Annotated in this window: 12 protein-coding genes; 11 read left to right on the top strand and 1 reads right to left on the bottom strand. The window is 60.7% G+C overall.

The window, feature by feature from the left end; translation table 11 throughout:
• Positions 1-10: 10 nt before the first annotated feature.
• A complete protein-coding gene (gene rsfS / locus ACTQV3_RS02595) occupies positions 11-466 on the top strand; it encodes a ribosome silencing factor (protein WP_427726898.1) in 456 nt (151 codons plus the stop codon).
• Between the two features lie 230 nt (positions 467-696).
• On the top strand, positions 697-1,446 hold the full coding sequence (locus ACTQV3_RS02590; protein ID WP_441067778.1) for a transposase: 750 nt from the start codon (positions 697-699) through the stop codon (positions 1,444-1,446).
• Between the two features lie 228 nt (positions 1,447-1,674).
• Here the strand turns inward: ACTQV3_RS02590 and dinB are convergent, their stop codons facing one another.
• Entirely contained in the window at positions 1,675-2,931 is a 1,257-nt protein-coding gene (dinB, locus tag ACTQV3_RS02585; RefSeq protein WP_427717584.1) for a DNA polymerase IV, read from the bottom strand.
• A gap of 201 nt (positions 2,932-3,132) precedes the next feature.
• Between dinB and rpsP the strand changes: the two genes are divergently transcribed.
• The 9 genes from rpsP (at position 3,133) to ppdK (ending at position 12,696) form a co-directional block, all read left to right on the top strand.
• Positions 3,133-3,474, top strand: coding sequence for a 30S ribosomal protein S16 (gene rpsP, locus ACTQV3_RS02580; RefSeq protein WP_022094749.1), 342 nt, complete (start codon positions 3,133-3,135; stop codon positions 3,472-3,474).
• Positions 3,475-3,516: 42 nt separating this feature from the next.
• Positions 3,517-3,762 carry a KH domain-containing protein gene (locus ACTQV3_RS02575; protein ID WP_154516529.1) on the top strand — a complete coding sequence of 82 codons (246 nt, stop codon included), beginning with the start codon at positions 3,517-3,519 and terminating at the stop codon, positions 3,760-3,762.
• Between the two features lie 34 nt (positions 3,763-3,796).
• Positions 3,797-4,288 carry a ribosome maturation factor RimM gene (rimM, locus tag ACTQV3_RS02570; RefSeq protein WP_427717603.1) on the top strand — a complete coding sequence of 164 codons (492 nt, stop codon included), beginning with the start codon at positions 3,797-3,799 and terminating at the stop codon, positions 4,286-4,288.
• 10 nt (positions 4,289-4,298) lie between these two features.
• On the top strand, positions 4,299-5,057 hold the full coding sequence (trmD, locus tag ACTQV3_RS02565) for a tRNA (guanosine(37)-N1)-methyltransferase TrmD (protein ID WP_427747915.1): 759 nt from the start codon (positions 4,299-4,301) through the stop codon (positions 5,055-5,057).
• 2 nt (positions 5,058-5,059) lie between these two features.
• Complete coding sequence (gene lepB, locus ACTQV3_RS02560; protein WP_441054258.1) at positions 5,060-5,623, top strand: signal peptidase I; 564 nt, start codon at positions 5,060-5,062, stop codon at positions 5,621-5,623.
• Positions 5,624-5,682: 59 nt separating this feature from the next.
• Positions 5,683-6,594: a glycine--tRNA ligase subunit alpha gene (locus ACTQV3_RS02555; RefSeq protein ID WP_006236091.1), complete on the top strand. Its 912-nt coding sequence runs from the start codon at positions 5,683-5,685 to the stop codon at positions 6,592-6,594.
• Between the two features lie 3 nt (positions 6,595-6,597).
• Complete coding sequence (gene glyS, locus ACTQV3_RS02550; RefSeq protein ID WP_441067776.1) at positions 6,598-8,694, top strand: glycine--tRNA ligase subunit beta; 2,097 nt, start codon at positions 6,598-6,600, stop codon at positions 8,692-8,694.
• Between the two features lie 34 nt (positions 8,695-8,728).
• Positions 8,729-9,604, top strand: a complete 876-nt coding sequence (locus ACTQV3_RS02545) for a pyruvate, water dikinase regulatory protein (protein WP_154516238.1) — start codon at positions 8,729-8,731, stop codon at positions 9,602-9,604.
• A 341-nt stretch (positions 9,605-9,945) separates the two neighbouring features.
• Complete coding sequence (gene ppdK, locus ACTQV3_RS02540) at positions 9,946-12,696, top strand: pyruvate, phosphate dikinase (RefSeq protein ID WP_441054255.1); 2,751 nt, start codon at positions 9,946-9,948, stop codon at positions 12,694-12,696.
• The last annotated feature ends 1 nt before the right edge of the window (position 12,697 follow it).

Genomic DNA, 12,697 nt, shown 5'->3' with positions numbered 1-12,697 from the left:
GAGGTATTCCATGGCCGATGAGACCATGACCGACGAGCAGATTCTTGAAGGTGCGGAGCACAAGAGTTTCGTGGCCACGTCCGACCGCACTGCCGCGACGCTCTCCGCCAGCGGTGTCGCCGCCGAGGATGTCGCCCGCGCTGCCGCGCAGGCCGCCTACGACAAGAAAGGCGAGGACGTTCAGGTGCTCGACCTGACTGAGCTTTCCGATGTGTGCGACTACTTTGTCCTTGCTACCGGCACCAACAACCGCCAGGTTGATTCCATCGTCGACGAGATTGAGGAGAAGGTCGCCGAGGCTTGCGGCGAACACCCGTTTTCCATTGAGGGCCGCGAGCAGAAGACCTGGATGCTCATGGACTACGGTTCGGTTGTCGTCCACGTCTTCACCCCCGAGGCGCGTGAGTTCTACCGCCTCGAAAAGCTCTGGGGCGATGCTCCCCAGCTCTCCCTGGACCTCCTCTAGTAGCTCATTTGGGACGGGGCTTTTTTAGCTACCCTCAAGTATTTCGCCGGGCAGTCGCGTTTTTCCGCGGCCGCCCGGCTTTCTTTTTGCCCAAAAGTAGCTAATTTGGGACGGGGCTTTTTTAGCTACTACCTACCGTTCGCCGAACATCGCGATTTATAGCTCCCAGTACGTTTTTTTCTACTCTGGCTCGGGTAACGTAATTGTTATCTGTAGAGGAGGGGATGCGTATGACTCGGACTGCGCGAGAAATCTCTGTATATGGTTTTTACCATGTCGTCCAAAAGGGATGTGCCGACCAACTCATATTTGAGGATGACGAAGATCGGCTCTATCTGATTCGGCTGATTGCTTCGAAATGCCAGAAGTTTAAAGTGGATGTCATCGCGTGGTGCCTTATGGATAACCATATTCATCTTCTGCTTGACGACGAGCATGTTCATCTGAGCGATTGCATGCATTCGATTACGACGGCGTATGCCATGTATTTCAACTCAAAGACAGGCAGGAAGGGGCCTGTTTTCCAGGATCGATTTAAGAGTGTGCCGATCCTCGATGACGATCAGCTGCTCAACTGCGTGAGATACATTCACGACAATCCCGCGAAGGCGAGGATTGGGACCGCTTCGCTGTATCGATGGAGCAGCTTTCGCGAGTATATGGGATATCCGGGTATCCGCAAAACGGATTGCGTTCTCGGGTTGCTTGGTGACTCTCAGAGATTTTTTGCCTTCAGCACCTCGGGTGAGCCCAATCGCTATTGCTTCCGTGACGGCGCTCATGTGAGCGAGGCAGATGCGCTGGAGTTTGCGCTGGCTCTTCTTAAGCCGTACGAGCCTCATCACCTTAAGGCTTTGCCAAAGGGGGCGCGCGATGCCTGCATTCGTACTTTGAAGAGCGAGGGCTTTTCGATTAAACAGATCGTCCGTCTTACGGGCATTGGACACTGCACCATACAAAAGGTCAAAGTCAAAAAATAGCTCATTTTGGACGAGGTCTGTGTTGCGACCGCGTCAGGTATGGGTTGGGTAGCTAATTTGGGACGGGGCTATTTTAGCTAACCCTACAAATCGGTTGAGTTTTATTCCGGCCCCGGGTGATTCGCTGCCAGCTGAAGGGTAGCTAAAAAAGCCCCGTCCCAAATTAGCTACCCCGTACTACCCTGACAATCTAAAGTGGCTAAAAAAGCCCCGTCCCAAATTGACTACTTAGTGGGAGGAGAAGCGTGATTGGCGCCCGAAGGATAGGGCGGTGTCGCCGAACTTGTCTCGGACTGCGTCGATGGCGACGGAGAGGTCACGGCGGTCGCTGGATTGGGCTCCGCGGTCGTCGACTTCGCAAAACAGGTCGGTCTGTATGCCGCCTTGATGATTGAAGTCACTCATGCCTATGCCGGCAAGGCGTACATGCATTCCTTCCTGCCAGATGTTGTCGAGCAACTCGATCGCTACCGCCACAAAGATGTTCTCGTCGTCGGTGGGATGGGGGAGTCGTCGCTGTGCCGAGCGACCGCTGCCGTACGAGTACTTAAGTTTGAGCGTCACCGTGGCGCCGGTAAGCCCCTGGCGGCGCAGGCGACGTCCGACGGATTCGCCCAATAGAGCAATCGCCGCTTCGATGTCCCCGCGCTCGGTCAAATCTTTCGCAAAGGTGCGCTCATTGCTTACCGACTTGACCTCACGCTCTTCATCGAGGCTCGTGACTTCGGAAACCTCGAGCCCCAACGCACGCTGGCGCATGCGCTCGCCGTTAACGCCAAAAATCGCAGACAGTGTGGATTCCGGTGCGCGCGACAGCTCGCCCAGCGTGTAAATCCGCATGCGGCGCAGCCGCTCCTCGGCCGAGCGCCCGATACCGCTCATCGCAGAAACAGGTAACGGCGCCAGAAAACGCTGCTCAGTTCCCGGGCGTACGACCGTAAGCCCAAACGGCTTGTCTCGCTCGCTTGCAATCTTGGCTACCGTTTTGTTGCAACCGACGCCGATGGAGCAGGTCACCCCCAGTGCCGCCACGCGATCACTGATGCGTCGTACGACGAGCAGTGGGTCCTCGGGCGCAAAGCGGCCCGGCGTGATGTCGATAAAGGCCTCGTCGATGGACACGCGCTCAACGCGTGGTGTCTCGTCGGCAAGAATATTCATGACCTGTGCGCTGACCTCGTGGTAGCGATCGAAATGCCCGTGTGTCCAAATGGCCTGCGGACAGAGGCGGCGCGCCTCGGCCGAGGGCATGGCGGAGTGCACGCCAAAGCGGCGTGCTTCGTATGAGCAGGTGGAGACGACGCCGCGCGATTCGGCGTCTCCGCCCACGATAAGCGGCTTGCCGCGCCACTCGGGATGATCGAGCATCTCCACGCTCGCAAAAAACGCATCGAGATCCATCAGACCCACCGCCGGACCCGTCCAGGGCGGCGGCGTGACGCCCGCAGTATCCTCATAACCGTATGTATGTTCGCATCTTTTCATGGCATGAGTATACCGCGCAGCTCATGTGGGGTGCGTGGATGTGCTTGCAAATCGCGAATTCTTGTCTAAGATATGGATTTGCCTTCGATTACACCGAAGAAGTTGGTCTCACGGACTTCACCTGCCCGCGTCGATGGCGTATTATGTTCAACTGTTTGTTTGTAGTTGCAGCCTAAAGCTGCTTGGTTGGAGGAGTTTCCTTTGGCAGTCAAGATTCGCCTTGCTCGTCACGGCGCTAAGAAGCGTCCGTACTACCGTGTCGTCGTCGCCGATTCCCGCGCCCCGCGTGACGGTCGTATCATCGAGGAGGTTGGCCGCTACAACCCGATGACCGCCCCCAAGACCATCAACCTCGATCTCGAGAAGATCGCCGACTGGCAGTCCAAGGGCGCTCAGCTCACCGACGCTGTCGCCGCCCTGGTCAAGGCCGCCAACGAGGGCGAGAAGACCGAGACCGTCGTCAAGAAGTCCAAGAAGCAGCTCGCCAAAGAGGCCGAGGCCGCTAAGGCTGCCGCTGAGGCCGCTGAGGGCGCCGAGGAGTAAATCGTGCCTGAGGTTGACGCTGCACAGCTCGAGGGTGAGGCAATGCTCTCAGATCGCATCGCCGATCTCGTCGAATATCTCGTTGTTCAGATCGTCGACGACCCGGATTCCGTGAGCCTGGAAGTTATCGATGGCGACGATGCCTCAACTATTGAGGTTTCGGTTGCCGAGGATGACGTAGCTAAGGTCATTGGCCGTCGCGGCCGTACCATCAAGGCCATTCGCACGCTCGCCCGTGCACTGGCCGCTCGCCTCGACACTTCCGTCGAGGTAGAGGTTCTGGGCTAGGACCTTGAGGTCCCAGTACAAAAACATCGCCCGTGTGGTTAAGCCGCACGGAAGGAAGGGGGAGGTCCTCGCGCAGCCGCTGCGGGGGCTTCCTTCTGTATTGGAGCCGGGTATGCGTGTCGCCCTGACGCCACCGGCGCTCAAGCGTGACCGCTTTTGCACGGTTACATCCGTTACCGATACGGGCGATGGCGATCTGGTTTCGTTTGAGGGCATTGACGACTTGACGGCCGCCGAGGGCATCACGGGTTGTTTTGTTCTGGCGAACCGTGATGACTTTGAGCTCGATTCACTCGATGCCGCCTATACCGACCTTATGGGTCGCGAGGTGGTTGACGAGCGCTTTGGGTCGCTCGGAACGATCGTTGAGATTATGTCGACGCCCGCCAACGACGTTTGGGTTGTCGAGGGTGATCGGTATGGCGAGGTGCTGATTCCCGTGATCGAGCAAGTTGTGCTCGATCTTCCCGATCGGGGAGCAATATCCGTCCACGTTATGGACGGCTTGATCGATATGGACAAGTAGGGAGGACAACATGCTGATCGAGACCCTTTCGGTCTTTCCCGAGATGTTTGAGCCTGTCATGTCCACATCGATTTTGGGCCGTGCCCGCAAGGCCGGCCTTTTTGATTTTAAGGCGTATAACCTGCGCGACTGGACGCACGATCGCCATCGTACCGTCGATGACGAGCCGTACGGCGGCGGTCAGGGCATGCTCATGAAGGTCGAGCCCATCGCTGAGGCCATCGAGGCCATCAGCTCTGAGGGTCCCAAGCCCACCGTGGTGTTCTTTACGCCCTGCGGTGAGCCTTTTACGCAGCATGTAGCCGAGCGCCTGCTCCAAAGCGAGCGCCTGCTGTTTGTGTGCAGCCGCTACGAGGGTGTCGATGAGCGCGCGTATGCATATGCCGACGAGCGCCTGTCGATCGGCGACTATGTGCTCACGGGCGGCGAGCTGCCTGCTATGGTTGTTGCTGACGCCGTCGTGCGTCTGATTCCCGGCGCGCTTGGTGACGAGATGAGCAACGTTGACGAATCATTCTCGACCGCCGAGGACGGAGGCCTGCTCGAGTACGCGCAGTACACCCGTCCTGCCGAGTTTAACGGCGAGGGCGTGCCTCCCGTGCTTGTAAGTGGTGACCACGCCAAGGTTGACGCCTGGCGCCGCAAGAACGCCATCGAGCGCACCTGTCGCTGGCGTCCCGATCTGATCGAGACGGCGCGGCTTACGCCTAAGGAACGCGCGTACGCGCAGGAGATTTTGGACGCTTCGTATTCGCAGAGCGAGGAGTGAGAATGGTTCCGTCGCAGCATTCCATGCTAAAGGGTGCGTTTGAGTGGGTCGTGGTCGTCGCAATCGCGCTCGTGGCCACCTTCTTGATTCGCACCTTTGTGGTCGAGCCCTTTGTGGTGCCCACCGGTTCCATGGAGTCCACGATTGAGATTGGCGACCAGATCCTGGCGCAAAAGGTGACGCTTGAGCTCGGCCAGCCTGTCAAACAGGGCGATATTGTGGTGTTCCACAACCCCGATGGCACCTCTGAGCACGATGTGCTCGTCAAGCGGGTCATCGCTACGGCCGGCCAGACGGTCAACCTGCAGGACGGCAAGGTGGTCGTTGACGGCCAAGCGCTCGACGAGGACTATACGACGGGCATGAGCTGGCCACTGTCGGTCCAGGCGCCTGGTGCTCAGGTGAGCTATCCCTACACCGTCCCCGACGGGTGCGTGTGGGTGATGGGCGACAACCGCGAGAACTCAGCCGACTCACGCTACTTTGGCCCGGTCGACCGTTCGGACCTGATCGCCGTGGCGCTCGTGCGTTACTGGCCGCTCAACCGTCTGGGCGCTATCGACTAAAAACCGCTATAGTACAGTACCTAACCGTGTAATCGTTTCGACGAGGGGATATTAGAGGCATGAACGCTTCATCGCTTTCCTTCCAAGACATCATCCTGCGCCTCCAGCAGTACTGGGGCGAGCAGGGCTGCGTCATTATGCAGCCCTATGACTCCGAGGTCGGTGCCGGTACCTTCCATACCGCGACCACGCTGCGCTCGCTCGGTCCTGCCGAGTGGCGCACCTGCTATGCGCAGCCCTGCCGCCGTCCCGCCGACGGCCGCTACGGCGAGAACCCCAACCGCATGCAGCACTACTATCAGTTCCAGGTGCTCATCAAGCCCTCGCCGGTCAACGCCCAGGAGCTTTACCTGGGGTCTCTTGCCGCTATTGGCCTGGACCCCAACGACCATGACGTCCGCTTTGTCGAGGACGACTGGGAGAGCCCGACGCTCGGCGCCTGGGGCCTTGGCTGGGAGGTTTGGCTCAACGGCATGGAGGTCACGCAGTTTACGTACTTCCAGCAGGTGGGCGGCATCGAGGTCGACCCCGTGCCCGTCGAGATCACCTACGGCCTGGAGCGCATCGCCATGTACGCCCAGGGTGTCAACTCCGTCTATGACCTGGTGTGGAGCTATTTGCCCGACGGCACGCCCATGACCTATGGTGACGTGTTCCTGGAGAACGAGCGCGAGTTTAGCGCCTACAACTTTGAGGTCGCTAACGTCGAGATGATGCGTCAGAAGTTTGACGACTACGAGGCCGAGTGCCACTCCTGTCTGGAGCGCAAGCTGCCGCTGCCCGCATACGACTGCGTCATGAAGTGCAGCCATGCCTTCAACCTGCTCGATGCCCGCGGCGCCCTGTCCGCAGTCGAGCGCGCCAACTACATCCTGCGCGTCCGCGCCGTCGCCAAGGCGTGCTGCGAGGCCTATATGGCCGAGGTCGCCGGAGTTAACGAGAATGCCGACCAGGAAGGCGAGGTGGCGTAAGCCATGGCAGACGCTAAGGATTTCCTGTTTGAGATCGGTACGGAGGAAATGCCCTCCGCACCGCTGAACAATGCCGTCAAGCAGCTTGGCGATATGATCGCCAAGGGCCTCGACGAGGCCGGCCTGGCCCATGGCGAGGTCCGCGTGATCTCGAGCCCGCGTCGTCTGGCTGCGCTCGTGACCAACGTCGCCACCGCGACCGATGAGGTCCACGAGGTCAAGCGCGGCCCTGCGGCAAACATTGCCTTCGATGCCGACGGCAACGCCACCAAGGCCGCCCAGGGCTTCGCTCGCAAGTGCGGTGTGGCTGCCGAGGACCTGATCCGTCGTGAGGATACCGACGGTCGCGAGTACGTATTCGCCGAGAAGAACATTCCCTCCGTGCCGGCTACCCCTATTCTGACGGCCCTGTGCGAGAAGACGATCGCAGGCCTGCAGTGGCCCAACTACCGTAGCCAGCGCTGGGGCCACGAGCACGCTACGTTTGTGCGTCCGGTCCGTTGGATCTGCTGCCTTATGGGCGAGGACGTTGTGCCCGTGACGTTTGCCGATGTGACGAGCGGCAATACCACGCGCGGACATCGCGTGCTGGGCGCCGGTGACCATGTTGTCGCCAGCCCCGCCGTCTACGAGCAGGTGCTCGAGGACGCCGGCGTGCTCTCTGCCGAGCGTCGTCGCGAGGCCATCCTTGCCGGTATTGCCGAGGTCGAGGCCGCTCGCCCTGGCTGCCATGTCGATACGCCCAAGAAGGTCTTCGAGGAGGTCATTAACCTCTGCGAGTGGCCGACGGTGCTCGTCGGTACCTTCGACGAGGAGTTCCTCAAGGTCCCGCACGAGATCATCTGCGAGTCCATGCTCACCAACCAGCGCTACTTCCCGATCTATGACGGCGAGGGCAAGCTCACGCGTGAGTTCGTGGTCGTCTCCAACAGCAAGCCCGAGAATGCCGATCGTGTGATCGACGGCAACGAGCGCGTCGTGCGCGCCCGTCTGGACGATGCCAAGTTCTTCTACGAGGAGGACCTGAAGATCTCCCTCGACGAGTTCCGTGAGCGTCTGGCCAAGGTTGCCTTCCAGGAGAAGCTCGGCAGCGTGCTCGCCAAGTCCGAGCGCATTGAGCAGCTCGCGCTCGCTATTGCCCGCGAGGCCCATCTGGGCGCCCACCTCGCTGCCGATGCCGCTCGCGCCGCGCACCTGTGCAAGGCCGACCTGGTTTCCAACGCCGTCGTCGAGTTTACGAGCCAGCAGGGCGTGATGGGTGGCTATTACGCGACTGCGATGGGGGAGAACGACGAGGTCGCCCACGCCATTCGCGATCACTATCGTCCCCGCTTTGCCGGCGATGAGCTGCCCGAGGGCACCGCTGGCTGCATCGTGGCCTGTGCCGACAAGCTCGATACCATTGCCGGTATCTTTGCCATCGGTGAGCCCCCGACCGGCTCTTCCGACCCGTACGCGCTGCGTCGCGCCGCTATCGGCATTATCAACATCCTGCGCGATCGTCTGCCGATCGACCCCACGACGCTCATCGACTTTGCCCTTGAGCTCTATAGCGAGCAGGGCATCGAGTTCGACGCCGCCGAGGTCGCCCAGCAGGTCCGTGACTTCTTCCACGGCCGTCTGGTGAGCATGGCCCGCGACGAGAAGATTCCGGCGGATACCGTCGCCGCCGTCTCCGCGGTGCACATCATCGCTCCGTCCGTCTTCTTCGCCCGCTGCGCCGCGCTCGACGAGGCTCGTAAGAACGATGCCGAGACCTTCGACAACCTGGCTACTGCCTATGCCCGCGCCGCGCACATCTCCAAGCCCGAGCTGGGTATGGAGTACGATCGCAGCCTGATGGGTGAGGCCGAGCTCGCGCTTGCCGATGCCTCCGAGGCTGCTCAGACCGCTGTCGATGGCGCCCTTGCTGCCGAGGATTACCCGGCCGCATTTGCCGCCCTTGCCGCCCTGCGTGCCCCCATCGACCGCTTCTTCGACGAGGTTATGGTCATGGACAAGGACGAGCAGCTCCGCGATAATCGCCTTAAGCTGCTCAACCGCTTCGAGGCCGTTTTCTCTGGCATCGCCAACATCGGTGAGCTTGCCCGCAAAAAGTAAGCCAGCCTGCGCATAAGCGCAAAAGGAGCCCCGCATGGATTGCCCGGTCACCGCTCGTCCCACCGTTATCGTTATCTCCGACTCGCTCGGTGATACCGCTTGTGAGGTGGTGCTTGCGGCGTCCGGGCAATTTGATGAAGGGGCTTTTCGTCTCTTGCGCTTGCCCAAAGTGAACTCGGTGGAGCAGGTCAAGTCGTTTGTGGGCCCGCGCGTCGATGCGGACCATCGTGATATCGCCGTGTTCCACACTATCGTCGATCCGGCGCTTCGCGCCCGCGTGCTCGATTACCTGGGTATGCTGCATATTCGCTCTGTCGACCTGATCGGTCCGACCCTTGCCGTGCTGTCGTCGCTCATCGGTGTGCCGCCCAAGGGCGTTGCGGGCGTTATTCACAAAACGGATGACCGCTATTTCCACCGCATTGAGGCTATGGAGTATTTCGTTGAGCACGATGACGGGCGCGGTTGCGACGACCTTTCGGGGGCCGATATCGTGCTGCTGGGCGTGTCGCGTACGTCCAAAACGCCGCTGTCGATGTATTTGGCCTATCAGGGTTACAAGGTCGCAAACGTTCCGCTGGCGCACGGCATGGAGCCGCCGAAGTCGATTTACGAGGTCGACCCGATGCGCCTGTTCGGCCTGATTTCGACCGTTGACGTAATTTCTGAGATTCGCGACAGCCGCTTGGGCGATGACTACGCCCGCGCCGTCGCCGGCTCCTATGCCGAGCCCGAGAGTGTGCGCAGCGAGCTTGAGGAAGCCCGTGCCCTCATGAAGCGCCTAGGCTGCTTTGTGGTGCGTACCGACGGTAAGGCGATTGAGGAGAGTGCATCCGAGATCATCGGTCATTTGGAGGAAATCCAAGAAGCTCGAGCCCGTCGTGCCGCTCGCCGAGCCCAACAAAAGTAGCTAATTTGGGACGGGGCTTTTTTAGCTACCCCGGCTGAGGCCGCGAGCTTTTTGGCCGATTGCCGACGGGGTAGCAAAAAAAGCCCCGTCCCAAATTAGCTACTTATGGTAAAGCGATTTAGCAAAGTTCTTTCAGTTAACCTGCAATTCTCCTACACTGGTATCTTCATAAGGTAACCACCTTTATCTACCGTTTACCGTCAGTTTTACCACGTTTACCAAACCTCGCACCCTCTACGCAAGCACTTCCAATACCCGCCGTATAGTACCCTCACGGCTCGCATCCGGCGGGTCGATTCGTTACCACGGTCGTGCGCGACAGCGCATGGAAGGGGAGTATCGTGAGCGATTGCAAGAGGGTTTACCGTTTTGGAACCGACGCCCAGGGCACCTGTGTCACTGAGGGCGACAAGTCCATGAACTTCGTGCTTGGCGGCAAGGGTGCAAATCTTGCCGAGATGAGCCGCATCGGCCTGCCGGTTCCCGGTGGCTTTACCATTACCTGCCAAACCTGTGTCGAGTACTCCGGTGCCGGCAACGTGTGGCCCGAAGGCGCACTCGATGAGATCGTTGCCGCCGAGGCCGATCTCGAGGCCCGCTGCGGCAAGAAGCTTGGTGACGCATCCGACCCGCTGCTCGTGTCGGTTCGCTCGGGTGCTCCGTTCTCCATGCCCGGCATGATGGACACGGTCCTAAACTTGGGCCTTAACGACGACTCCGTTCTGGGCCTCATTGCCCAGACGCAAAACCCGCGTTTTGCCTGGGATAGCTACCGCCGCTTTATCCAGATGTTCTCCAACGTCGTTATGGGTGTCGATGCCGACTTGTTTGAGAACGCCCTGACCCAGGCTCGCTTGGTCGCCGGCGTTCGCGTCGATTCCGAGCTTTCGGCCGAGGACCTGCAGGAGCTCGTCGAGACCTTCAAGGGCATCTTCTCCGAGAACGTCGAGGCTGCCCTGTATCCCGAGCTCGAGGTTGTCGACGGCAAACCCGTCTTCCCGCACGATCCGGAGCTCCAGCTGCGCCTTGCCATCCAGGCCGTCTTTGGCAGCTGGATGAACGAGCGCGCCTGCATCTACCGCAAACAGCATGGCATTTCCGACGAGCTCGGTACCGCCGTCAACGTCCAGGCCATGGCTTTTGGCAACAAAGGCGAGACCTCTGCGACCGGCGTCGCCTTTACGCGCAATCCGGCCGATGGCACCAAGGAGTTCTACGGTGACTTTTTGGTTAACGCCCAGGGTGAGGATGTCGTCGCCGGCATCCGCAACACTGAGCCCATCGCCGACCTCAAGACCACCCCGGGCCTCGAGTCCGCTGGCGAGGAGCTCGAGCGCGTTTTCCTGACGCTCGAGGATCATTACCGCGATATGTGCGATATCGAATTCACCATCGAGCAGGGTAAGCTCTGGATGCTCCAGACCCGCGTGGGCAAGCGTACCGCAACCGCCGCGCTGCGCATCGCCATCGAGATGGTCGAAGAGGGCCTCATCACCCGCGAGGAGGCCGTGAGTCGCATCGATCCGGCGCAGCTCGACCAGCTTCTGCATCCGCAGTTCGATTCCTCCAAGAAGTACGAGGCCCTGGCCTGCGGCCTTAACGCCAGCCCCGGCGCCGCCGTGGGCGAGGTCGTGTTCTCGAGCGACGATGCCGTCGCGCGCGCCAACGAGGGCCACAAGGTCATTCTGGTTCGCTGGGAGACCAACCCCGATGACTTGAAGGGCATGGTCGCTGCCGAGGGCATCCTTACCAGCCACGGCGGCAAGACGAGCCATGCCGCCGTTATCGCCCGCGGTATGGGTACGCCCTGCGTCTGCGGCGTTGAGCGCTTCCATATTGACGCCGCCGAGAAGGTCGTGCGCATCGAGGGCAGCGACCGCGTGCTTCACGAGGGCGACATCATCTCCATCGACGGCACCCAGGGCATTGTCGTCGATGGCGCCGTCGATCTGGTCTCCGCTGAGCTCACCGGCGACCTGGACACCATTCTGTCCTGGGCAGACGAGATTCGCCTGGACGAGACCGACGGTCACGCCAACCACGTGCGCGTCAACGCCGACAACCCCGAGGATGCCGCGCTCGCACTCGAGTTTGGCGCCGAGGCCATCGGCCTGTGCCGCACCGAGCACATGTTCCTGGGCGACCGCAAGAACATCATCCAGAGCTTTATCCTGTCCGACGACGAGGCCGTGAAGCAGCAGGCCCTGGCCGACCTGCTCAAGGTTCAGACCGAGGACTTTCTGGCGATGTTTAAGACCATGTCCGGTCGCGATGTGGTCGTTCGCCTGCTCGATCCGCCGCTGCATGAGTTCCTGGATAATCCTCGCGAGCTCGAGGTCGCCATCACCAAGAAGGAAGCCGCCGGCGCCAGCGAGGAAGAGCTTGCCACCCTGCGTGCCCGCCTGCGTCGAATCGACGGCATGGTTGAGTCCAACCCGATGCTCGGCTTGCGCGGTGTGCGCCTGTCCGTTGTCTTTGGCGATCTGCCGCTCATGCAGGTTCGCGCCGTCGCCACGGCTGCTGCCCGCCTTATCAAGGAGGGCGTTGACCCGCGCCCCGAGATCATGGTCCCGCTCGTTTCCATCACAGCCGAGCACGTCCAGACCCGCGAGGTCATCGAGCGCGTGATCGCCGAGGTATCCGCCGAGGAGGGCGTCGAGCTCAATATTCCCGTGGGCACGATGCTCGAGCTGCCGCGCGCCTGCATGGTCGCCGACGAGATCGCCCACCATGCCGACTTCTTCTGCTTTGGCACCAACGACCTCACCCAGACAACCTTCGGCTTCTCGCGCGACGACGCCGAGGCCAAGTTCATCCCGCTGTACATGCACAAGAAGATCCTGAAGGATAATCCCTTCGAGACCATCGACGCGGCGGTGCTCGAGCTGGTGCGTATGGCAGTCGAGAAGGGTCGCGCCGCCAACCCCGACATGCACTTTGGCGTGTGCGGCGAGCACGGCGGCGACCCCAAGTCCATCAAGGGCCTGTTCAACGTGGCCGATGTGGACTACGTGTCCTGCTCGCCCTATCGCGTGCCCCTCGCACGACTGGCTGCCGCCCAGGCCAAGCTCGATGCCAAGCGTTCCGCCTAGC

The sequence above is a fragment of the Collinsella sp. LCP19S3_A7 genome, assembly GCF_052121995.1.
Lineage (GTDB): Bacteria > Actinomycetota > Coriobacteriia > Coriobacteriales > Coriobacteriaceae > Collinsella.
This window is presented reverse-complemented; position numbering and strand designations above follow the sequence as displayed.

Bases quoted from the DNA above. Each gene is read 5' to 3' on its own strand.
- ACTQV3_RS02575 (WP_154516529.1), top strand. From the start codon at position 3,517: ATGCTCTCAGATCGCATCGCCGATCTCGTCGAATATCTCGTTGTTCAG.
- ACTQV3_RS02545 (WP_154516238.1), top strand. From the start codon at position 8,729: ATGGATTGCCCGGTCACCGCTCGTCCCACCGTTATCGTTATCTCCGAC.
- rsfS (WP_427726898.1), top strand. From the start codon at position 11: ATGGCCGATGAGACCATGACCGACGAGCAGATTCTTGAAGGTGCGGAG.
- lepB (WP_441054258.1), top strand. From the start codon at position 5,060: ATGGTTCCGTCGCAGCATTCCATGCTAAAGGGTGCGTTTGAGTGGGTC.
- ACTQV3_RS02590 (WP_441067778.1), top strand. From the start codon at position 697: ATGACTCGGACTGCGCGAGAAATCTCTGTATATGGTTTTTACCATGTC.
- trmD (WP_427747915.1), top strand. From the start codon at position 4,299: ATGCTGATCGAGACCCTTTCGGTCTTTCCCGAGATGTTTGAGCCTGTC.
- dinB (WP_427717584.1), bottom strand. From the start codon at position 2,931: ATGAAAAGATGCGAACATACATACGGTTATGAGGATACTGCGGGCGTC.
- ACTQV3_RS02555 (WP_006236091.1), top strand. From the start codon at position 5,683: ATGAACGCTTCATCGCTTTCCTTCCAAGACATCATCCTGCGCCTCCAG.
- glyS (WP_441067776.1), top strand. From the start codon at position 6,598: ATGGCAGACGCTAAGGATTTCCTGTTTGAGATCGGTACGGAGGAAATG.